Annotated in this window: 18 protein-coding genes and 3 pseudogenes; 17 read left to right on the forward strand and 4 right to left on the reverse strand. The window is 43.7% G+C overall.

Translation table 11 applies throughout. The features are described 5' to 3' along the window. Nucleotides 1-85: 85 nt before the first annotated feature. The gene (locus Xinn_RS16280; protein WP_099137690.1) at nt 86-544 is read right to left on the reverse strand and encodes a DUF7000 family protein; all 459 of its coding nucleotides are present in this window, start codon (nt 542-544) and stop codon (nt 86-88) included. A 21-nt stretch (nt 545-565) separates the two neighbouring features. Next, nucleotides 566-748, reverse strand: a complete 183-nt coding sequence (locus Xinn_RS16285) for a hypothetical protein (RefSeq protein ID WP_086952935.1) — start codon at nt 746-748, stop codon at nt 566-568. 27 nt (nt 749-775) lie between these two features. Here Xinn_RS16285 and Xinn_RS16290 point away from each other — a divergent pair. The 11 genes and pseudogenes from Xinn_RS16290 to Xinn_RS16340 form a co-directional block, all read left to right on the forward strand. After that, nucleotides 776-1405 (forward strand): annotated as a pseudogene (locus tag Xinn_RS16290) (aldo/keto reductase); the annotation flags it as partial. 282 nt (nt 1406-1687) lie between these two features. Next, the gene (locus Xinn_RS16295) at nt 1688-1981 is read left to right on the forward strand and encodes a YciI family protein (RefSeq protein ID WP_086952936.1); all 294 of its coding nucleotides are present in this window, start codon (nt 1688-1690) and stop codon (nt 1979-1981) included. Nucleotides 1982-2212: 231 nt separating this feature from the next. Further along, nucleotides 2213-3271 carry an oxidoreductase gene (locus Xinn_RS16300; RefSeq protein ID WP_086952937.1) on the forward strand — a complete coding sequence of 353 codons (1059 nt, stop codon included), beginning with the start codon at nt 2213-2215 and terminating at the stop codon, nt 3269-3271. A 146-nt stretch (nt 3272-3417) separates the two neighbouring features. Further along, a complete protein-coding gene (locus tag Xinn_RS16305; RefSeq protein WP_086952938.1) occupies nt 3418-3627 on the forward strand; it encodes a DUF1016 N-terminal domain-containing protein in 210 nt (69 codons plus the stop codon). A gap of 291 nt (nt 3628-3918) precedes the next feature. After that, nucleotides 3919-4104, forward strand: a pseudogene (locus Xinn_RS16310) (helix-turn-helix domain-containing protein); the annotation flags it as partial. Nucleotides 4105-4341: 237 nt separating this feature from the next. Continuing rightward, entirely contained in the window at nt 4342-8370 is a 4029-nt protein-coding gene (locus Xinn_RS16315) for a hypothetical protein (RefSeq protein ID WP_086952939.1), read from the forward strand. Beyond that, complete coding sequence (locus Xinn_RS16320) at nt 8361-8789, forward strand: hypothetical protein (protein WP_086952940.1); 429 nt, start codon at nt 8361-8363, stop codon at nt 8787-8789. The genes Xinn_RS16315 and Xinn_RS16320 overlap by 10 nt, the downstream gene beginning before the upstream one ends. Beyond that, on the forward strand, nt 8782-10053 hold the full coding sequence (locus Xinn_RS16325) for a hypothetical protein (protein ID WP_086952941.1): 1272 nt from the start codon (nt 8782-8784) through the stop codon (nt 10051-10053). Before Xinn_RS16320 ends, Xinn_RS16325 begins: the two co-directional genes overlap by 8 nt. 15 nt (nt 10054-10068) lie before the next feature. Next, nucleotides 10069-10725: a collagen-like protein gene (locus Xinn_RS16330; RefSeq protein ID WP_086952942.1), complete on the forward strand. Its 657-nt coding sequence runs from the start codon at nt 10069-10071 to the stop codon at nt 10723-10725. Between the two features lie 4 nt (nt 10726-10729). After that, nucleotides 10730-13204 carry a pentapeptide repeat-containing protein gene (locus tag Xinn_RS16335; RefSeq protein WP_086952943.1) on the forward strand — a complete coding sequence of 825 codons (2475 nt, stop codon included), beginning with the start codon at nt 10730-10732 and terminating at the stop codon, nt 13202-13204. Between the two features lie 64 nt (nt 13205-13268). After that, entirely contained in the window at nt 13269-18395 is a 5127-nt protein-coding gene (locus Xinn_RS16340; protein ID WP_169923596.1) for a type I polyketide synthase, read from the forward strand. Between the two features lie 687 nt (nt 18396-19082). Here the strand turns inward: Xinn_RS16340 and Xinn_RS16345 are convergent. Next, nucleotides 19083-19652 carry a hypothetical protein gene (locus Xinn_RS16345; RefSeq protein ID WP_086952945.1) on the reverse strand — a complete coding sequence of 190 codons (570 nt, stop codon included), beginning with the start codon at nt 19650-19652 and terminating at the stop codon, nt 19083-19085. A gap of 252 nt (nt 19653-19904) precedes the next feature. Beyond that, nucleotides 19905-20000, reverse strand: a pseudogene (locus Xinn_RS16350) (IS1 family transposase); the annotation flags it as partial. A 12-nt stretch (nt 20001-20012) separates the two neighbouring features. On the opposite strand from Xinn_RS16350, the gene Xinn_RS16355 reads away from it, so the two are divergent. The 6 genes from Xinn_RS16355 to Xinn_RS16375 all read left to right on the forward strand — a co-directional run bounded on the left by Xinn_RS16355 (nt 20013) and on the right by Xinn_RS16375 (nt 23674). Further along, nucleotides 20013-20309 (forward strand): recombinase family protein, encoded by a 297-nt coding sequence (locus Xinn_RS16355; RefSeq protein WP_086952946.1) that lies wholly within the window; start codon nt 20013-20015, stop codon nt 20307-20309. Nucleotides 20310-20336: 27 nt separating this feature from the next. Then, on the forward strand, nt 20337-21092 hold the full coding sequence (locus Xinn_RS16360; protein ID WP_086952947.1) for a DUF4184 family protein: 756 nt from the start codon (nt 20337-20339) through the stop codon (nt 21090-21092). 229 nt (nt 21093-21321) lie between these two features. Continuing rightward, entirely contained in the window at nt 21322-21552 is a 231-nt protein-coding gene (locus Xinn_RS21820; RefSeq protein ID WP_143706492.1) for a hypothetical protein, read from the forward strand. Between the two features lie 205 nt (nt 21553-21757). After that, entirely contained in the window at nt 21758-22204 is a 447-nt protein-coding gene (locus Xinn_RS16365) for an STM0539 family protein (protein ID WP_086952948.1), read from the forward strand. Beyond that, the gene (locus Xinn_RS16370; RefSeq protein WP_086952949.1) at nt 22201-23016 is read left to right on the forward strand and encodes a DUF2145 domain-containing protein; all 816 of its coding nucleotides are present in this window, start codon (nt 22201-22203) and stop codon (nt 23014-23016) included. The genes Xinn_RS16365 and Xinn_RS16370 overlap by 4 nt, the downstream gene beginning before the upstream one ends. A 340-nt stretch (nt 23017-23356) precedes the next feature. Beyond that, nucleotides 23357-23674, forward strand: a complete 318-nt coding sequence (locus tag Xinn_RS16375; protein ID WP_211286020.1) for a hypothetical protein — start codon at nt 23357-23359, stop codon at nt 23672-23674. Nucleotides 23675-23970: the final 296 nt, after the last annotated feature.

A 23970-nucleotide genomic window follows, 5' to 3' on the forward strand; every position in this document is an offset into this window, starting at 1 on the left:
GAGGGCTTCTTTTTGGGCATTTGTCAGGGTAATTTTCATGGACACAATCTTGATCTGATAGGAAGGAAAAATCAAGCAGCTTCAATTACGATGGGTATATAAGTATCGTCTCTAACACACTGTATTTTGGCATTTTCTGGCGGTTTGCATTCCACTGGCTATTTTTCAGCAAGTTCCAGTAGTGTTTCTGGACAGCCGCATTTTGTCCCATTAACCATAACTCGAAGCGTAAATCCTGATGGTTTAATACAACACCTAAGCGTAATTTTCGGTCCCGAAGAAAAGTATCAAAGAATGGAAAATAGGTGAAATCCATGTATCCGGGTGAGACATTTCCGAAGGAAAACCTGTGGGATAGATCGTTTGAGAGTTGAGCTTTCAGATACATGACATACCGCAACACATAATAGTATGCTTTTTGGATCTCACCTTGCTCAAGTTGGGCCTTGTACACGGCAATAGAGCGATCAATGCCTTGTATATCACTGGGCAGGGTGTTCACCGAGCCAGTCATCAAAATCTGTGCGTTATGCTCATCAGTCATAGCTATTATCTCGTAGTCGTTTCATTCTTCGTCCTCAGCATCCGGCCGTATTGTGGCCTGTTGCTTGAAGGGCTTCGAAGTTAATCTGAACGATATAACGTCATACATCATTGCTGATAAACAGCCTCCGGCGGTAGCAATATTGCCTTCAATCACAATTGGCGTATTTTCAGATTCAACCCCTATTTCTCTGAAGCGCTCCATAGCATCTGGATGTGTGTTTCAGTTTAGTTGCTTTATCAGCATCGGATAGATCCCTCTGTGCCTATTGAAGACGTTGTGGGTATCATGTCCTCTTTGGTCAAAGAGGGTAAAGTACGGCATCTTGGCTTGTCGGAGGTTTCAGCAGACACCCTGCGCCGGGCCAGTAAAGTACATCATATTACCGCCGTACAAAGTGAATACTCCCTTTGGTCTCGTGAAGCGGAAAAAAACATACTTCCCGCCTGCCGTGAACTTGGCGTGGGATTCGTTCCTTATAGTCCATTGGGCCGCGGTTTCCTGACTGGAAAAGTCACAGACCAGTCAGGTTTTGCCAGCGATGATTTTCGTCGTGCTCTCCCCCGTTTTCAACAGGAAGCTATGTATAAAAATCAGAAATTACTCAGTAAATTGCGACATATGGCCGAAAAATATCAATGTTCTTTGGCGCAGCTTGCCCTCGCTTGGTTGATGAGCAAAAGGAACGATATTGTTCCGATCCCGGGCGCAAGGAAAATTGAACATTTGAAGGATAACGTCGGAGCTGCCAATCTACTGATCTCGACAGATGATATTAAAGCCATTGAGACTATTTTCATGCCGGAAAATATTCATGGCCTGAGATATAATCAGGGTGATTTCGATCTTATTGACAAATAACCGACAGTAATGAATTTTCCCGATTTGTATCAAATGATTGATGATTTCACTTGGATCTCATCAGTCTCGCATCCTGCGCTTTTTATACTTTACAATTAATAATTAATTATCAGGTAGATAATACTTTTTCCATTTTGTGATTTATCTCAAAGTTAATTGACGTATTAATTCTACCTTGATAAAAGGTTATACTTTGGTCGCGAAGGAGTACCCCTATAACTTTTTTTCCTAGGTAATACGTTTAAAAATCGGTTCTCTACTATATGATGGATGGATATAAAAATGAGTGTTATTTATGTGATTATTCTGACTTATATAAAACCAATTGAAGATGTTGATGCTCAAATTCCAGCTCATATAGAATGGTTGAAAAGCGGGTATTCAGATGGAGTTTTTCTCGCATCAGGCCGGAAAATTCCTCGGGATGGGGGAATAATTATTGCAAAGTGTGACAGTATTGAAGATCTAAAAGAGCGAATTAGCCAAGACCCTTTTCAAAAACTTAATATTGCTAAAGTAGAAATAATTCCCTTTGAAGCCAGCATGAAAGCCGAACTACTGAAAAATATACTTTAATTGTGTTTTAGTTTAACTTTAGCTTTATTTTCTTAAAATTGTTCTTAACTTTTACGATTCGTAATCAAAAACGATAGAGCTCACATTTATCTGATTTTTCGATTCACACTAATTGCAAATGAAATGCGAGCCAGAAGCTAAATTAAAGCCGGATTAATACAATTCGATTTACTTTGGCGAATCATCTGATACTGATAGTCAACTCTCAATCTGCAAGGAGTAAACAACAGAATGAAAGATGCAAATAATGCGAGCCGTTGTATATCTTCAGGAAGTAACTCGATAACTGGTTATTCAACAAAAAGCGACCATTTAACAGAAACAATGGGGCCGTTATTTAAGTCATTTGATTTTGGGTCGTTAGCATTACGAAATCGCCTTGTTATGGCACGGATGGGGCAGGAACGCTTATTCTGTGATCTACCAGAAAAAGAGATAGAAAACCAGCATACAATCAACGATGGAGTTGGTCTGGTTATTACAGAGGCAATCTATATCAATCATCCCTCTGCTGGAGAAAAACTGAATTTACCTCGCTTGGAATCGGGTTCTAAATTAGGCATTTCGGAAATGGTTAAGGCAGTACATGATACTAACGGAGTGATTTTTGCCCAATTGTTTCATCAAGGCGCTGATGATGAAGGACGGATCAATCCCTCATTAGCCTGGAGCCCATCGGGGTTTTCAGCAATAAAGGGAGCATACGGCAAAGCCATGACGCTTGACGACATTGACACAATTATTGCGTCTTTTGCGGAGGCTGCCCACTTTGCTCAATCAGTAGGGTTTGATGGTGTGGAGGTTCATGCCGCACATGGGTATCTGATAGATCAATTTCTATGGGCACACACTAATCGTCGTGAAGATATGTGGGGCGGAGCCATACGCAATAGAGCACAATTCGCCGCTCAGATCATCGCCGCCATACGTAGGGCGACCAGCCGCACGTTTCCAATTTCTTTTCTATTCTCACAATGGAAATACGGTGCCAGCAATGCAGCCATTGCGACGCGCCCGCAAGACTTAGAACTCCTACTTGATCCGATTGCCCAAGCAGGTACAACCTTGTTACATGCATCAGATGTTCATGCTGACCAACCGGCTTTTCGGGGTTCAGAGCGCAGTTTAGCTGTATGGGCCAAAGAACTGACGGAGCTACCGACAATTTCAGCAGGTTCAATCAGGTTATCTTCATCAGGGGAACTTATTCCCGCCTCCGAGCTAGAGGCGCTGATACGACAATTGGATAATGAAGAAATTGATTTAGTCGCTGTAGCGGCTCGTCGTTAAAAAAATCGCGCTCTAAGGCAATTTTTATGGTTTCAAGATAACTAACTGCAAATGAATATTCAGGGAGGGTTGTCTCAGGATTTAAGATTCCCCCTATACTTCAGGGCATGTTTCAAAAGTTACGTGATGAGAATAATTAATGATGAGTGCTAACTTATTGGGAAATCCGCCGTTTGATTGTCGAAGATGAGCAGCAAGGCCAGCCGCACGCTGAATATGGTAAGAAAGTATTCAAAAACCGCTCCATTTCTTTAACTAAAGAGTTTGGTAAAGGTTTTGATAACTCCAATCTTCGTTATTCTAATTATTTAATACATGACCTATTTTTTATCACGAGATTCCTCATTAAAAAATAACACATGAAGCATATCCGAAGATATTCTTTCTGGAGTTTTTTTGGTTCTCAAAATATATTTTTCCTGAAGCAATAAGTTTTAGATTAAATGCTGGATATAATTTGGGATTATTATTTATTTTAATGTCTTCATTGGTTTTATTAATTGTGGGATTTATATTTCATTTGACTATAACAGAATAGACCAAGTTATAAATATCAAAAAACAATCATTCGGTGAATGAAAAATATTGATACCAATCGTAATTGAAGATGCTTGATTTTTCATTCCTATCAGATCAAGATTGTGTCCATGAAAATTACCCTGACAAATGCCCCAAAAGAAGCCCTCGAATTGATGCACGATATTACTCGTGATGGATGTGTGCGTGCCCGCATCAAGGCCGTACTTTTGGCATCGGAAGGTTGGAGTGCCCAGATGATTGCCCAGACTTTGCGTGTTCATGAAAGTACGACGAGTCGCCATCTGAAAGTTTACTTCTCCGAAATATTATTAATTGTATAGCTTAAATGTCACATTCAATTAAATTTTGTAAAGTGGATAAATATTTTTCTACTTAGTTTTAGGTGTTTCTCATTTAAAAAATAAGTTTATAGGAGGATGTGTTCATTCTCTCGGGGATTATTTTTTCGGGGCTTTTAGACGAATTATTTATACGGTTATTGAGTACTTATTGTGATAACGAAAATAGTCATTTAGAGAGGTGAAATAAAAATGAAAACGCATGTTCTACATTTTGACCTAGCTCAAGGCCATTTACGTGCCCAATCCAGTCAATTAACCCTTTGGGTTGGTGAATATAATATACCATTGCAAGAACATGATGAGTCAAGTTTAGCCAGAGCAGCCGGAGAAAATCCTGCAATAGATATGGTTCTGCGTTACGGTTCACACAATATTAGCCATTTCGCGGAGGTACCTGAACACTATTTTTTACCTCATCACGTTACGCTAATTAAAGTGGTTGGTGATAAATCAGGGCCTTACCGTTCTTCGTTACCGGTTCTTTACCATCTTTCTTACCATATCCCTAATGCTCATTTACGTCGTTATGCCAAACGTAACATAGAAAAACTGGCCGTAAATAATATAGCAGCGGCTTTGCCGGGTAAACTTAGCGCTCTCGGTGTTAATAGCCAACATTTAGCGCGAAATCCTATTCATTGTAGCGATTTGTTGGTTGCGGCTAATGAAGTGAAAACTCCATGGGAGGTTGCCTGTTCTATTGTGTTTTCCCACCCGGAATTGTCTAACAGTCAGGCTTATGCAGCATCAATTGTGATGTGTGCACATATTGCCCCACCGCAGGAAATAGACCCACAGCAATATAACCGGATTTATGAATTGACTATATCAATATCGAGTCAGGGGCCTGCGACAGAGACAAGCGGTTTTGCTACTTATGGCCAATTGGTTGACCCTGATGGCAACGCGATGTATTACGAATTTGACTGGGTGGGTCAAGACGGACAGGTGATTTTCGCCAAAGATGATCCGGTGATGCAATATAATCTATCGGATGAAACAGAAAGTTATTCAGGATCGCCGGCCTCTAATGCACTGAAAACTTCACATAATGATACCCGCTTGCAAAATCATAACTGGAGTGTCAGCCAAAGTGCGTCTCTCGACGTTACCGAATTCAAAGATCAAGCTTCAGCATTGAATTCTCGGCGAAATACCAGCCAAATTTGGACAGCCACTAATCGCACGCCTAATCATGGTATGGATGTGTATCCTGACAGCATCCGTTACGATCCCAGTCAAAGCCATTTTTCCGTTGATTTTAAAAATAAATATTTACGTCAGCTTGGTGTTTATATCCAATTCTTTAAAGACACTGAAATGAAACAGCCGATCGATAATCCAACAGTTGATGGTAATTGGCCGTTTTATTTCCCTAAAGAGTTAGCAGAATTATTCGAAACACAATCAAAAAAAGCCCTTGGGGTGTTGCCTAATGTCAATACGATCATGGGAATTCCGATGCCCACTGATCCCACTAATTTTGGTTTGCCTTGGCCGGCTGAAGCTCAGGCAGCTAAATTCTTGTTTGGCGGTTTGGGAACTTCCCGTTGGGATGACCCGATTGTTTGGCCGGGTGTGATTCTAACCGGTATGTTCCAGTACGGTATTCCGTCCATGATGATGTTGGCCGGTGCCGCAGTGACCAATACTCAGTGGTATAAAGATTTTATTTCTAATAAAGATAACGTTGCCATATTAGCAGGTATTGCTTTCCCATTGATTGGCGGTGGTGCCGCTGTCGGTGCAGCGTTATTCAATACTAAAAAAGTGCTCACCAGTTTAGCCAGTATGGCCATTGGTATTTTGGCTAAAAAAGGACTGGAAGCGTTAGCCACTTATGTGACAGCCCAGATAGCAGCCAGTGCAGCGGCTCAGGCGGTTCCTGTGGTTGGTTGGGCGTTCAGGATTGCCTCAATGGCGCTGGATTTCGCTCAGATTGCAGTGACTACTGGGGAATTGCTCTCTACGCCAGCCACTTTGGAAGTGGATATCAAGCGCCAGATGACGTTGGCTTTTACCCTGCATCCCGACCCAGCTCATGGTGAAGCGGGGCGCCCAGAAACCGCAATCTGGCCACCGGTGGGAGTGCAGTGCCAAGTGACGGTCGAATATACCAACGGCACCTACTACACCCAGACTATTCCATTACCTACAACCGGTTCCAATACGCCGCTAATTTTTAATTTCAATTCGGTTGGTTGGGGTGGAACCCTGAAAATTAAGGCTAATGTTTATTCCTCTACTGGTTGGTTAGCGGGGAGCTACGTCAGTGAGCTGCTGAATGCGCAACCAGACGATCCTAATGAAGGCATTATGCACGTCAGTGGCAATATAAAAGAGATGCTGGTGCCTCTGACTCAGGTGACGCAATACGAATATTGGGAACAGTTGTCTTACGATAGCGATAAAAAAGAGTATCAATGGATTGAAGGCGGTGTGCCGTTGGAAACCCAGTCTTCAACCAATTGCAGCAATGTAGGTAATAACATCTGCAAGCTGGTCAATATGACAATACTGAATTCAGATTATCAGGTGGGTTATTGCTACCAGGCTTCCGGTCAGAATATCCCACTGGAAGATCCATCAAGCCTTCCAAATAGCGGTCAGATGTATGTGTTGCAAAACATTTCCACTTTGAGCAACGACACGCTGAATGAGCGTTTGAAATTATCCGAGGTGGGTTTCAAAGTACAACCCCTTATCAGCTATAACAGTTTTGGCGAAGGGCCGGACGATAAGACCATCACACCTTATAACTTTGTTATTGACTCACGATTCGGCGAATATCACTTGCGTCGGGTCGACCTGCGCGACGGTAAACATGATTTTAGTTTGACGGATAATCCGTTGTCTTGGGGATCATTTATGATTCCTCATCTGGATGCAATGGTGGTTCATCCGAGCGGTTATGTTATTGCAGTCAGTTGGCAATACAGCAAGATGCAGATCCTGCCGTTGGGTGATCAGGGTTACCCGGATGCTCAAGCACCTGCGGCCCAGATTGTCTCTGGCGAGGGGATTCGACAAGGACTCATGCATGGGCCAATTGCCCTGACTGTCACGCCAGATGGCCGCATCTTATTATTGGAAACAATCAATACCCGTATTCAGGCGTTCGATACTAAAGGGAACCCATTCCCAAGTTTTCCAGGGGCAGAACTGTTTAAACTACCTACTGCTGAGTATCAGGCAACACTGGATGCCCAGATGTTCTCTCCTGCATTACAACAAGCATTTCGTGAACAAGGGCTGACATTTTTGTTTAGTAACAGTTATCCGAGCTTTATTCATTCACTGGATGCCGGAGTGCTGGATGAGCAGATTATTGCTGCCTTTGCTGAGGACGGGATCTATCTGAGTTATAACCAGACCGCAGACGGTGATATTGACCCAGTTGGTAGCACAACGGTTGATGTGATACAGCAAGGACAGAGCTGGTTGGTAAATGATCCGCAGAAACCTGCAACTTACAGGCTAACTGCTCAGGGATCAACGGTATCCGTATATAACGATTTGAGTAATGTGCAGGTTATCGCTATCGGTCAAGGTGTCAAATGGCAAATTAATGATCTTGCTGGCGCCCGCTCTTGGTTGTTAACCCTTGATGTAACGAATCCGGCTGAAATTATAGTCGCTGATTATCTGTCCTACATGCCGCTGAATAAGCCCGAGGGAATAACTTATTTGGATGTGGCGGTCGAGTCTAAAGGATATATTTATGTCTTGTCACACCGTAATGAAGGACGTGATCCAACGGATTATATCCTTGATATCTATGAGCCTGACGGTAAGTTCCTGGTCACTGTCCCTGATTCAACACTGGAACCTGATCCGACTAAACGCCAGCATATTGTGGCGGCGCATTTGGCGATAGATAAATTCCGTACTCTGGTGGCAATGAATTACGGCAAGTTTCTGGGAGAAAATCAACGTACTCAACCACAGATCAGCCAGTGGAAACCCACCACACCGATATTTGATTTAGGTATCGATCAATTACCGATATTCCAGCAACACGATATGGACAAAATCCGTGCCGTTTTTGCTGAGAACAAACATCCTCTTAGTCCTCAGGCAACTATCGAAACTATTAACAACAATGGTTATTTCATCATTACCGATGTTAATACCCGTTACCCGGTCATATGCACAGTAGATAACGATAATTTGCAGATTATTTCTGTCTACAGTTTCTCGGAGAAAATATGCTATTAAAAAATTATAGTTCAGGATTTAAAGCGGTCTTGCAATTATTAGGTCTCTCAGAGAGCGATGTAACGAAGACAGTCGTTACTCCATCTTCGCCGCAAAACTTTTTACGGCCTGATGATCCACAATCACTGGCCCCATCTCATCATTCAAACGTGTCGTCAGCAGCGGAGCTGTTGATCCTTTCTGGTATTCCCCCGGTTGAAGCGCCGATAGCATTTCCGGCAACCGTTGATGTTTTTGCGATTGGAAAATTGGTGATTGCTAATGGTGAGATTTTGAAAATTAGTAGCTCAAATTCACAGCCGATTGTGGTAGCGGTAGACACGCTGGTGCTTGAACAGGGTGGACAACTGATATGTGACGCTAATGTGATCTTAAATGTGCAAACTTATACCCAAACTCAGGAGAACACCCATGAATAAAATGAGATCTGTTGATGAAACTTTGGCTATGTTGCGTGAGCATTATCATTTGACCGATACAAAACGGCAGCCAGAACAATTGAAAACTTCGGACTTTGACGGGCCGGTAATATTTTCTCACGATCCGAAAATGGCTACGGTGCCACCCGCGTTTTTTACTGTACAGACTATACAGGAGTTGAAGGAGCTTGGCGGGGTGCCTGACAGTGAGTATGGCCCGGGTGGAATGGAACCTCATCACCCATTACCTGAACCCTATTCAGCTGAACGGTTGGCGAATGTCACCGGGAATCATGTTGATATATGTAAAGCTTTCCGTGCTTATATCTATGGATATTCTCCTTTAGTCAAAGATTATGAAGATATTCTGAACGCTAAACGCTTTCCGATGAAAGTCGCGTTATACAGTGGTGAATCTATTGTTGTCACTTCCAGCAATCCATTGATTGTTGGTGATAAATATAGCCACGGCGAACCTGTTAATTTGACGTTTAATAAGATAACGATTGAACCCGGCGGTAAGATTATTTATTTGACCAATGGTTCGGTTGAAGCGAATGAAGTCGTCATAACCTCCCCAAAACCACATCAAGCTCCGGGTGATAATAATGGCCCGAACATCGAAAATGTTGGCAGTAATGGAGGCGATGGTGGGAGTGGAAACAATGGTTCTCTTGGAAGAGACGGCAGTAATGGCAATGCTGGTCAAGATAATAAAAACTCCTGTGCAAGGCAGGCTACGGACGGTACTGCTGGTGGCAATGGTACTGATGGCGCCAGAGGAAGTGATGGCGAAAAAGGTGGGGATGCAGGTGATGTTAATTTTAAAACAGGCACGCTTAGCGGCTTTGTGAATATGCTGACACAAGGCGGTAATGGTGGTAATGGCGGTTACGGTGGTAATGGCGGTGGTGGTGGAAAAGGAGGAAATGGCGGTGCTTCTACCAGCGAATGTAGAGCTGGCAAGGGGGGTAAAGGAGGTAATGGCGGCAACGGTGGTAACAGTGGTAATGGTGGCAATGCGGGTGACGGCGGTAACATCTATTTTACTTACCAGGAAGGCGGAAGTGCGACGTTCCAGGCCAGGGCGGTTGGCGGTACTGGTGGTAAAGGCGGCAATGGTGGCTCTGGTGGTGCTGGCGGTGGTGGCGGTACAGGTAGTACCGGAGGTGCACCGGGTAGTAGTGGTTCATCGGGGACCACAGGAGTTGCCGGAAAAGCCGGTGCTATCGGTGCAATTTATATCAACGGCAAAAAACAATAACCGCAAGGAGGAGTTATGGTCGCAGATATTAAAATATCGGGTACTAAGGGTGTGAATGGTGCCGATGGAGCCAATGGCGCTGATGGTCAGCGAGGTGCTGATGGCCAGAATGCTTCTCGTCGTAAACCACCCACTGCCGGTAGCCCTGGTGGCGATGGTCAACCTGGTCAGAGTGGTCAGAATGGTCATTCCGGTTCTAGCTGGTGGTTTGCCCTGCGTTGTACCCGTTTTGACGTACAGAGTGTCGTACGCATTAGCAATAATGGCGGTGATGGCGGTGATGGTGGCATAGCTGGTTACGGTGGCAATGGGGGGGATGGCGGTAATGGGGGCCGTGGTAATTCGTCATCGTCAGGCGAGCTGGGGGGGATCGGCGGTAACGGTGGCAATGGCGGCAATGGCAGCAATGGAGGGAATGGCGGCGATGGCGGTAATGTTTGGGTCAGATATAACCAGACCAGCTTACCAAAACCGATATCTGCCACTTCTAATGGCGGGAATGGAGGCCTCGGTCAGCCCGGTGGTGCCGGGGGGATTGCCGGGCGTGGCGGGATAAATAGTGACGGTTCTCATGCATCCGATGGAAAATATGGTATTGGAGGGATTAGCGCCAGCGGTGGTCAGGCTGGGAGAGCTGGGAAGGTTTCTGTAAATCACTTGCTGCGAGGATAATGACATGAGCGAATCCAGATCTTTTGCTGGTAAATGGCAATTTGCAGCGGCTTCTGGCCAACTGATTACTGTTCAGGCAGATGGTACGCTTAGCCTGTCAGCCAAACAATCAGGGGCAATAAATCAAATGATTAATGCTTATGGCGTTACTGGCTTTTGGTTACAGGCGGGCAATGGTCGATATTTGGCTGCGAGCGGTAATACTCCTCAAGCTAATCAACCGCGCGATGGTACGGTTGCTGAGATCAGGTTGGAAGAGGTAGGAGGATCTGGGTTTCGCCTGCGCCGTATCAGTAATAGTGGTGACAGCTATTTGGTGGCGCAACAATCTGGGCTGATTTGGCAGGCAGTCACTAGCAGCCCGCCTCTGTCAGCCCAATTTACTCGTACCATAGTGACAAAAAGTCTGGAATTTCTCAAAGAATGGGGAGCAATGGGAGCCGATCTGCGTTTTGCCTATCTCGTCGAAGAGAATTTGAATGAGATAGTGATGATGGCTGTTGATTTGTCCAATGCCGATCTGCATGGTTCCACATTGCTTGACGCTGATTTAACTAATGTCAAAGTTGATGATTGCAATTTGAGTGGCTGTGATTTAAGTAAGACTGATCTAACCCATGTTCATGGTAAAAATGCGCTTTTTGAAAAGTGTATCGTGGGTAGCGATACCAATATGCCTGATGCTGAGTTACCAAATGCCATTTTTCGTGGCTGTAAAAGCAGTGGTGGTCAGCCAGTATTGAATCGTCTAAAAGCGCCGGGTGCGGATTTCTCTGGTGCGTTGTTACCTTCGGTGATAATGGAGAATGCTGATTTATCGCAGGCGAATCTGGTCAATGTTGATCTAAACGGTGCCAGTCTGGCTTCCTGCAACTTTACCGGGGCGATCATGACGCTGGTAAATTTAAAAAATACCACTTTGCAGACTTCTAATTTTAATCAAGCCACGTTAGTAGGGACGGATTTTACCGGGGCGAATATCAATCATGTTAATTTCAGTGGCGCTAATCTGACCAACGCACGGTTATCGTTAACTACCGGTTATAGTCAGCTTAATCTTAGCGACAGCACCTTATGGGCGACGGAACTAACGGAGATGGATCTGGTTGATGCCACGATTACCGCCAAAACTGATTTTACTCAGGCGCAGATGGATGGAGTTAATCTGAGCGGTCAGAAGTTGGATCAAGTCATATTCCTGATGGCATCGATGCAGAAAGTAAATCTGGATAATACGTCACTCAATGGCGCGGTTTTGGTCGGTGCCAATCTGGCTGGAGCCACTGTCTTGGGGAATGTCTCCTTAGTAGGGGCGAATTTGTCCAATGCGAGTCTGAAGAATGTTAATTTAACCGGCGCTCAATTTGGCGCTTTATCCACAGTGACACATTTGGATGAAGCCGGTGCTCAATCGCTGGATAATCAGCAACTGCCCGAACAATTACGTCAAATGCTGTATCAGGGAAAGATGTTGATCAACGGACAGGCAGAGGTATTGGTTCGTCAGCCGGGCCAAAACTGGTTGGTTGAACATGAGGGTAGACCGCTGTTTATCCATCGTCAGAACGGGCAATTAAACGTTGCTCAAGATAATGGTGGTAATGCGGCAATTCTTGCCAACACATTTATGCCTAATGCTATCCTGACGGGCGCTAATCTCTATGCGGTTGATATGTCCGGCGCGCATTGGTACGGCAGTGATGCCAGAGCCGATAATGCCAATCTGGAACAAGTCAATTTGTCGAATGCTAATTTAGCGACCATGAATTTCACTCAGGCGCGGTTATATGGGGCGAATTTATCCTACGCCAATCTGGTGAATACTAACTTCAGTAAAGCAATGTTGGAACCAACCGAAGGTCTTAAACCGGCATCTCTGGCCTTTGCTTCAATTCAGGGCACTATTTTCACTGAAGCTAAATTGACCGGAGCAAATCTGACTAATGGCGCGGTAGCTTTGCCGCTTGAGGGCGCAGGTAAGAAGTTTACCGGCGTTCCCTTGTTCAGTGCGGCGCTTGAGCTGATGAGTTCATTAGATAGCGACGTGATATCAACGGGATTGCGTCAGGTATTTACTGATAACGGCTATAGCCTGCTGCCTACTGCTAAAATCAGCGAAAAACAAAATGAGCAATATTGGGTTATCTCCAACGAGCCGCAGAACACCGATCTGAGTTACCGGGGATATTGTAACTTTGTTGTTATTCGGGTGAGTGAGGTCGGTAATAACCATCTGCAAGTTTGTGGTGGGTCGCCATTACGTATCATCCGCATTGCGGCTGACAATACATTACAACCGGTTAATGTCGCTTTTGGGGTGACGGTTGATATTACTCAGGCAATGAATGGTGACACCACTTGCCCAAGTGGTTTGCGCTATCAATTACTCAATACGGGTATTAGTTATCAATCATTGATGACACCGGGATTACCGCCTCATCCACCGAAATGTATTCCCAGCCCAACGACTTGGTGTTGATAAGTAAGAACAATGATCTGGCAAACGACTAATCGGAGTAAAGAATACCACTATGGATATCAATATGATGAGAAGCGAAAATATGCCGATTGCTGTTATCGGCATGGGTTGCCGTTTTCCGGGGGGTGTTAGCTCCCCAGAGGAATTCTGGCAACTGTTATGTGGTTCAAGTGACGCGATTACCCCAGTTCCCCCTGAACGTTGGTCAACTCAGGCTTATAGTTCCCGGGATCGCAATTTTCCAGGCAGAATGATAGCGCGAGAAGGCGGATTTATTGCTGATGTTGCTGGTTTTGATGCGGCCGTGTTTGATATCAGTAATACAGAAGCGCCTTTTCTCGATCCACAGCATCGTCTGATGTTGCAGGTGACATGGGAAACGCTGGAACGGGCGAGAATAGCGCCAAAATCGTTGTCGGGTCAGGCGGTTGGCGTCTATATCGGTGCTTTCACTCATGATTATATGCACTTGCAATTTACTGATTTGCGTCAGGCTACCGGTTATACCTCAACTGGTGCGATGGGAACCATGTTGTCGAATCGGATATCTCATATGTTTGATTTTAGAGGTCCGTCTCTGACTATTGATAGTGCCTGTTCATCGTCCTTATTGGCGGTACATTTGGCTTGTGAAAGTTTACGGCGCGGAGAATCACAACTGGCGTTAGCGGGTGGCAGCCAGTTAATGCTGATGCCTGATTTTTCAGTAGTGGAAAGTCGTACCGGTTTTTTATCATTCACCAACCGCTGTCATAGCTTTTCGGCTAATGCTGATGGTTATGTGCGTAGTGAAGGGGTAGGCGCTGTTTTGCTGAAACCGTTAAACGCAGCTTTACAGGATGGCGATCCCGTTCTGGCGGTAATCCACGGTTCGGCAGCAAATCAAGATGGCCATACTCCCACGATTACCCAGCCAAGTAGTGAGGCACAACAACGAGTAATTCGGATGGCTTGTGCTCAGGCGGGGGTTTCTCCAGCAGAGATTGATTATATTGAAGCTCATGGTACTGGGACCGCAGTAGGCGATCCGATAGAAGCAGAAGCACTGGGGCTGGTGTGTCGTCCAGATCCGGCAGTTCGCCCATTACTGATTGGTGCGTGTAAATCCGTGATTGGTCATACGGAAGCTGCGGCAGGTATTGCTGGATTAATTAAAGCGGTACTGTGTATACAGCGAGGGCAAGTGCCGGGCAATTTACATGCTGATCCACCTAACCGCTACATTCGTTTTACTGAATTGGGATTGCAAGTTCCACGGCAGTTAACGCCATTGCCTGAAGGAAAAGTGATAGCTGGGGTGAATTCCTTTGGTTTTGGCGGAACGAATGTTCATGTCGTGCTGAGTAATCATACTGAATCTTCCGTACAACTTCGGGCAACGCAAGGGCAAGCTTTCATGCTGCCATTGTCTGCGCAATCTGAGTTTTCTCTGAAGCAACAAGCGCAGTGCATTGCTGATTTGCTGCAACAGCAGCCGGAGATTGCCCTTGATGATTTATGCTATAGCCTGGCGACGACTCGTCACCGCTTTCCGTTACGTAAGGGGGTAGCATTCAGTAACCGAGAACAGTTACAGCAGCAGTTGACTAATCTGAATGTGTCGTCGAAGCAGAATCATAAAAAAGTTGATCGTCTGGCTTGGGTATTTGCTGGTATTGGCAGTGAAGATTGGAAAGATGCTATAGCTTGGTTTCAGCAATTTCCCGAGTTTACGGAACAATTCGAGCGTTGTGAGGCAATTTGGACGGGATTTTCTGCACCTTCCTTATATGCGGCATTAATCTCTGCCGATGAATTGACAGAACCGCCAATGCAGTTTGCCGTGCAGATATCAATGGCTGCGCAGTTGCAGAAGTGGGGCTTCAAACCAGCAGCATTACTTGGTCATAGTTCCGGTGAAATGGCGGCTTGTTATCTGGCGGGAATTTATGATCTGACGCAGGCGCTGACACTTTTACATCAACGTTATCATTATCTGCAACGTGTACTGAATAAAGGCGGTGGATTATTAATCGCAGCAGCGACAGTTGAGCAGATATTACCTCATTTGTCAGCTCCCAATGCCGAGCCTGCCGTGGTGATAGCTGGGCGTAATAGTATCGACCGTTGCTTATTGTCCGGGCCGATAAGTGAATTAACCGCAGTTGCTGAGCGTTTAAAACAGCAGCGGATCGCCAGTAGTCGGCTCAATTATAGAATTGCTTCTCATTCCCATCATATAGAGTCAATCAGGACTGGGTTGACTACGGATGCGGCAACCGTTCCCGCCGCAGAACCTTTGTTGCCCGTGTTTTCATCAGTCACCGGAGAGTTGATTAATGGGAAGTTGAGTCCCGAACATTGGGCTGACAATGTTGTCTCGCCATTCCGTTTTGACGATGCGGTAGAAAACATGCTCAAAGCGGGTTTCCACCATTTTCTGGAAATTTCACCTAAATCCTTACTGAGTGCAGGATTAAAGAATTGGAGCCAGCCTTATCGAGGACAGGTGTTTGTTTGTCGCTCAGGGCAGAACTGGCCACAACTGTTAGGACAGCTGTTTGAAGCTGGGGTTGAACCGGACTGGCGGACTCTGATGCCTACCGCTTGCCCAATTGATCTACCCACTTACTCCTGGCATCAGCAATCTTATTGGTGTGAGCCAGAGATTAGCCGTCGTCGCCGGTTACGTATATCGAGCGGTGTATTATTGGGAGAAGCTCAGCCGGGCAGCGAGAGTTGGCAAGCTGAGTTGGCTGTAGAACAAGTGCCTTGGTTACTCGATCATGTTGTCATGGGAAATGCAATGTTTCCGGCTGCGGGCTATATTGAAATCATGTTGGCGGCGGCTCGTATCTGTTTTCCTGACGTTGGATTAGCGCTTGATAATATTGTGTTGCAATCGGCTTTACTGCTAGAGCCAGGCATAGAATTCAGGTTAAAAACACAGCTAGATCGCCAGCGAATGGAAGTGCAAGTACACATTACCCGTAATCTGGATGAGAGTGTACATTACCAACTTGCAGCCAGTGCACAGGTGAACATCGTTGTGCCGGGTGCTACTGCTTGTGCTATTCCTCCATTAACGGCAAATGATCGCTATCCTTGCATGTGGAACCAAGAGATGTTGTATCAGGCATTTCGACATCTGCATTTCAGTTATAGTGGTGTTTTTTGTACTCTGCGCCATGCGTTTGTTGGTAAAGAAGAAACAATCTGTGAGATTGAATTACCACCTGCACCGGAGGGAATGAATTTTCACCCAGCGGCTTTGGATGGCATCTTCCAATCATTGTTGGCGATTCAGTCTGCTGATATTCACGCGCCAATTCCTGCCAACGAGTTCCGTATCCCGGTCAGTATTCAGCATTTGCGTATCAATGGTAAATTGTCAGGTCGGGTTCATGCCCATGCCCGAAATACTAAGCAGACACAACAACAATGGTTTGGTGATATTGACGTTTATACTGATAGCGGTATGTTGCTTTGTCAGATCAGCGGGTTTTGCGTTCAGCTTGTTGGTAATAGAAAAAACAGCTTGTCGGCCAAACTGCACAATCTGGTTGTCGGCCAACCACAGTGGCGTAAACTGCCCGCTCAGCCATCAACAGAGTCTGTGACGCAATGGGCTATCCTTGGGGGTGAGAACGCTCTGGCAGAAGCGTTAGTTGATGAGTTGCAACGCCGTGGTGGGTGTGCCTCGTTGTATTCTGGTCTGCCTGACAGTTATCAGAAAATTCAAGAATTAGTTGATACTCTTCCTGTTGAAACCGAAAGGCTCCTGATCCTCTGGCCGTTGCAGACTCCCCGGATGGCTTATCATTCGTTGATCCATTTGTGTGCGGCGCTGGCCGAACGGTCGATAAAACCACGTTTGTGGGTAGTGACTCAATGTGCTCATAAAATCACTGAGCAGGAGCAGCCCGATCCATTTGCCGCCGCATTATGGGGAATGATGCGCGTTATTGGTCAACAGGAAGCAACTGCATTATGGGGTGGATTACTGGATATTGACAGTACCACGGCTCCAGCCAAATGGTGGGACGCGCTTTTGATAAATGATGGCGAGGATCAATTAGCTCTGCGCCATGATCAGCGTTATGTGCTACGCCTTGTGCCATTACCTGAAATACCCGCGCTACCACCAGGGCATTTTCGTCCAGATGGCTGCTATCTGCTGACTGGTGCTTTTGGTGATATGGGGCGTCAATTGATCCCCTGGATGGTACAGCATGGTGCTCGACATTTGTTATTAATCGGGCGTCGTCGTGCCCTTGATACGGCTGATCAAGAGTTATTGAAAATGTTGCATCAACAAGGGATCGAGGCTAATTATCTTCCAGTTGATCTCGGTGATGTGGAAAAGACCCACATTTGTTTGGCTGAGTATCGACAACAAGCCAGCCAGCCGCTGCGTGGGGTGATCCATTGCGCTGCGCATGTTGAAGATCAGGGATATCGTGAACTCAGCCCCGAGGCGTTTGACAGAGTATTTGCCGCTAAAGCATTAGCTGCCTGGACATTGCATCAAGCGTTGGCTGATGCACCTTTAGAGCATTTTGTTATGTTTTCCTCGTTGGGGGCATTATTGGCTTTACCGGGTATGGCGTCTTACGCAGCGGCTAACGCTATGTTGGATAGTCTGGCCTGTTTACGGCGTCAGCAAGGTTTACCTGCATTAAGCCTTAATTGGGGGCCATGGGAAGCGGGGATCGCTTTGCGGGATAGTCGAACGCTGCCAATACTGGAAAATAGTGGCTTACAGCCATTTGGGTCAGAGGAAGGATTAGCTGTTTTAGATCGCTTGTTTGCTCGGATTGAGCCGCAACTGGTGCCGTTCTTGACGAATTGGTCAAATTTACTGTCCAGCCAGATGCGTCACCTACCGCTATTGCGTGATATTCAGCAAGAAAATGTGGTTCAGACTTTACCCATAGAAGCGGCGCTTGTAGTGAGTGATCTGGACGATGTCGTTAGCTTGCTACAAACCTTTTGTGGTGAGATTGTTGGAACGTCAACAGAAGTATTCCATCCTGATTTACCTTTGACTAACAACGGTATTGATTCATTGAATGGTTTAATGTTGGTACAAAAAATCAACAAACAATTACGTTTGGATATTCCGCTGGAATTATTGTTAAGTGATAAACCGCTGGCTGAACTTGCATCATTGATTACATATCGATTGCAAGTTAAGGCAATTGCGAAGTAGGAATAACCTTCGGATTGTTTAAGAACAGCCAATTCAGAGACACGTAGTGACGATTTAGTTTAAAACTTACCGAACTAGGGGATTTGTCCCCATTCCCTCGGTAAGTTCACTGTGCAAAATTAAATGAAAATCACATTGGTATTTAAAATAATTCGGAAGAATGAAATGAATAAAAAATAAAATCCAGAGAAGAAAAGTATCATTTTTAATTTAACGTTCTTCTTACAACTATTGGTATTTTTTAAATTTTTACTGAGGAACTTACACATATTAGAGCTTTTTTAGCAACAGTAATATGTTTATTTTTATCACACTCTGAAAATAACATATGGGAACAGATTAAAGAAGAAATAGAAAGAAGAATACTTGAAGAATTTGAAGAAAAAAATTGGATGTCGATCCTAAAAAATAAAAGATTCTCGGATAATAACGAAATTGCTTGGTTTTTAGACCTTTTTCCTATTCTGTTTAATCGCCATTTTAATATTCATATAGGTGAAGTGATAAAATATGAAATTGTTCTGCTATTAATCCGGTGATGGTTCAGAACAAAGGCTATACAGCTTTGAGCCATATAAATCCTAGAACTGTGGCAGCATAAATTGATATTTAAGACCCTGTTTCCGATTTTGTGTAATCGTAAACAGGGTCTAGAGCCGCTATCGTCATTGTGAATAGGTGGAGCATTTAATCTTCTGCTGATGATGTATTTATCCAATCGACTCTCACCACTTGCTTTTCATTGGCATATGAAAACCAATAATAATCTTTATGATTTGGCACTATTTCTTTTTTTATCAAAATATTGGGATTCTCTTTTGATATGACATAATGCGTAATCGGCCTCATGCCTTTTTTATAGTGATCAAAATTTAACATCAGTCCTCTTCTATCAGTGGAATCAGAATAATAAAAGTACCCTTCTTGATGGACAAATTTGTTATCTTTAGTGAAAAAAATATGTTGGAAAAAATCCAAATTCATATCAATTTTTAAGTTGATAAAACTTTCAACACTTTTATGACTTTGTCTATTGTCTACTACATACATGTAATCCCATTCAAACTGCGTGACGTTTGTCATGTTAACAACACATTCCTCATTAACACGACAATACTTGTCTGTATAATCAAATATCTTTTCGACTATACTCGTTTCCTTTTTATACAAATACAATACAGAGAAAAAAATAATAAACAAAGTCACTAATTTACTTTTTCGCCCCAGCAAATAATTTTTTGCGTTAAAAACTATCACTATTCCCTCTCTCTACGTTGTCCATGTATATAAAAAAGTCGGATTTTTTCGGTGGGAGTATATGGATAACCATCGAAAAAGCCGAGCTTAATTTTATGTTATCCTGAAAACGTTATCATGGATAATATTTTGTGCAGGGTTCGTTTTTCTTCTCTGCCGCGATTTATTCAGGGGAGAAACCATTATCATCGCCTCCATCATATTGACTCTTCATATAATGAAATGGTCGTACATTCAATTTATTGATATATATTAAATATAATATTCACTTTCAATGAAAGTACCGATGGCTTTATTATGATCATGCATTTCCGGCGATTTGGAATAACCCAGCGTCTTTCTATCTATTGAGACTGTTTTATGTACATATTTGGATATCTTCGTGCTTCAACGCATGATCGAGATGTTCTACGGGCAAAAGAACGTTTGAAATCTTTCGTATTAACGTATGGTCATCGTGTAGCTGGCTGGTATATTGAAAATGCGTCAGGGGAATCGCTTCACCGTCCTGAATTGATGCGATTGTTAAATGATGCAGAATCAGGCGACCTTATTCTGGTCGAACAGGTAGATCGGTTATCTCGACGTCTTGTTGGTGTTTCTGACCGAACAGTCACGCGAGTAAGTAAAAAAATAATTAAGTTGCTACCTCAATAGTCAGTGCATTTTGCCGGAGCTTTAATCATGCCGTGGACATTCTCACATCCCGCTGCCGTTTTGCCTTTGAAGAGGCTTTCAGAAAAGAACTTATTGAATTTCCCTGCGTTAGTCACAGGAAGTTTATCACCTGACTTTTTTTACTCAGTCATGCTATATGATATTGCAACAACATCTCATCACTTACTTGGATGGTTTTACACTGCCTTTCCTTTATGTTTATTGATATTTTTGATCGTGCATTTATTATCAAAACCTTTATCTGATCTTTTCCCTATCTCTTTTATCCCTTATGAAAAACAGGGCTATAAAAACAAAGTTATTTTTGTTATTTCATTGTTTATAGGGGCTGCCACCCATATTGGATGGGATTCATTTACACATGAAACAGGTTTTTTTGTCGATAAAATCCCCCTGTTACAGTACAAAGTTTTTCAGACTATGACTAATGGCGAAGGGATAGGAATATATAAAATTTTACAGCACGTTAGTTCATTATTAGGAATTATTTATATCAGTATGAAATACTGGCAACACCAGAAAAAACAGACTTCTTTTATTCAATTTAACAATAAAAAGAAGCTTTATCGTCTGGTTATCATCGGATTCATAGCAGGTTTTTTAGTATCTCCAGTCGCTTTGTTTTTATCCTACAAGCCATCGGGAATATATATAGGGAAATTCATATTTAATGTTCTTACACTATCTGTTCCAGTTTTTTGTATTCTTCTGGTCATTGTCGCGTTATGGAAATCAAAAAAGATTAATCAAAGATGGCATTGAAATTATATAAGGAAAAAGTAACCCCAAAAGGGCATTTAATACAAAAACCACCTTAAATTTCCGAATTAACATAACAATACAGGTAACGCACCTGATAAAATCGTGCTAAGTTCAGAATAATTTGAGGTGATTGAAGTTTTGTAACTCAAACGAATCAGCCCTTGCATCCTATTTACCATAACATCCAATAGATTACCCTCGTATACAGAGCGGGGATTTTGGACACTCTATGACAAATTCAGCTAAAAAAGATTATTACTACAATCCCAAAGAGTTCCGAGGTCGAAGCAAATGGCATGAAAGCCAATACAAGCAAAAAGGAGACTCTAAATATAGAATAATGTGTTTTTTAGGCGGGATATTGGTCGGGATCGCAATGGCGATTCTGTTGTCCATCAAAGAACCGTTGATGGTCAATGCGGTATTGAAACAGGTTTATCATTGGCTTTATCAAGGCTAAGTAGATATGGCTGTTTGCTGGTAAAGTTAAGATGTCCTAATTAAAAGGGGGATAATTCACCTCTTTATCTGAAGATAAAGAGGTTATGATTAACGGTTGGAACCCTACAGAAGTTATTCCTCGTATTTGAGTTTTTGCCAGTATATGCATGTATAAACGATTTCGCCCTATCTGAGGGCCTCGAATAAACACCAAAGGAAGGTTTATGAAATTACGTATTATTCCAGTATTAATGTGTTCCGCACTATTAGTCACAACGCCTATTCACGCAGGAGAATTCGCGTCAAAACATCCTAATTTATCTGCAGCATTAGTTTATAGTGCTCCAAGTCTACTCAGTTCTGTTTTAATCAGCGGTATCATTCTATTGCCGGTACTTATTCCAGCGACGATAGTAATTGATTCGGTAGAGTACAGCAAAAAAGATAAAACAGCCGTCATTACAGGGAAAACAGATAAGAACGAAAAAGCTGTTTTGTTGGTCGCTGCAGAAAAACTAGAAAAAAATCCGGTAAAGCCCGGTGATTCCCTGACTTTAGAACCGACAGAAGAAGGCACGGGAGCCTATCTGAAGAAAGATGGTAAGGTTATTTCTCACATGGTTACTCAAGATGAACAAAAACTTTCACATCAGGAAAAAGTACCGGAATGACATTGTTGAAACCAGTTTTTCTGATGTTATTGCTAGTAGCATCTGCTACCACAGGCTGTAGTAGTCCAACTGAGTGTAAAGAAAGACCTCTTCCAACACCGCAGGAAGCAGCACAACGGACAAGTGAGGCAAGTAAGTTACATAATTGGTTGTCCCAGACAGATGATAATGTGGTTATGTTGGCACGAGAAGGCCAATCCATGAGTGAATACGGACTGACATTTTCACATGCTGGATACGCAATCCGAACAGATGACGATCAGTGGCGTATATATCACAACCTTAATACCTGTGCCACTGCGGAATCAGATCTATGGATTCAGGGGGTATATGAGTTTATTGATGATGACCTGAGCGGTCATAATATAGCTACTCTTCATTTTCCACCTGAGCTTCAGGCTCGTATAAAAACTGTTTTGACAGACCCAGTTTTGCGCAGGATGCTACATAGCTCGCACTATAATATGGTGGCGTACCCATTTTCACTGACAGAGCAGAACTCTAATGGCTGGATCCTTATGGCGTTTGCCGCCGCAAACTCTCCATCTGTGAAATCGCTAGCTGACGGTGTTGCATGGCTGAGGTCAGAAGACTATATCGGCTCCTCAGTTCAAGTAGGGTATATAAAGCGAACACTATTGGATCGCTTTATGATACATATGTCTACAAAAGGTCAGCCTCTTTCTGGCATTATCACCTTTAACTCCGGCGATAGCCTTCTGGGTTTTATGAGCCGCTATAGTGAAGCTCGGATGGCGTGTGATCACGGAAAATTTGGTTCATCTGTTTGTATTGTGCCGTTGGACAAATAATTTTCATCCCCGCCTTTTCGGAATGGATTTTTGCCGAAGAAAGCATTAGGAAAATCTGAATCCGGCAGGGGATGGCTTCAAAATGTACTATTCGGGAAATGCTTCGTTGCTCTTTTCATGTCACCTTGCCAGCAAAAGTACAGAATTTGGCTACTTGACTGACGGATAATTTCCAGATTAGAACTCCACCCACTATCGGCTGGCCAGCGTCTGTCAGCTTCATTCTGGCAGCCTACGCGTTCGGCTCCATGGTCGCGGGTCTAAGTTTGGGGCGTTAAAGATTTCCTTACCGATTGAAAAACAGTTTTTCGTTGGGGTACTGGTAACGGCTGTCACATCTGTGTTGCCCGTTTTATCACCAGATGTCTACACGCTTTCTGGAATGCTTTTTATAGCGGGTATGTCATTTGCCCCAACGATGGTCGTCGTCATGAATCTCGGTACGTTCATTGTTCCACCTTCCAAAATCACTGAAGGGCTTACGTGGATGACGATGGGTATCAGCATCGGTGTAGCACTTGGTAGCGTACTTGCAGGTATGGTCATCGACGTCTATGGTGCTCAGACAGGGTTCAGTGTAACCATTGTCTCAGGATTAGCTATGGTGGTTATCGTGCTTTTGGGGCTGAATACACTTCGTGTAACGTCTGAAGCTTGAATTTTAGTTCAATAGAAACAATCAATTAAATATCAATATTGAGTGACTGGAAAAATCTACATCTAGCGAACACATATGAGGGTTTGGAATGACGGATTTTGAACACGCTGTAGAAAGCAACCGATGAGCTTGGGATGCGTCCGCCGACAGCTACCGGAGCATGTAGTGGCATAGTCGATTTAGTCACTATACGCATTCATAGACAGGATCTTAAGCAATAACCGTTTATTTTTAGATAGAAAAAAGGCTTCATTTATGATCTGATAATCGTCGCCAAACAATAAATCAAAACCACG

It is taken from the genome of Xenorhabdus innexi (assembly GCF_002632485.1).
Lineage (GTDB): Bacteria > Pseudomonadota > Gammaproteobacteria > Enterobacterales > Enterobacteriaceae > Xenorhabdus > Xenorhabdus innexi.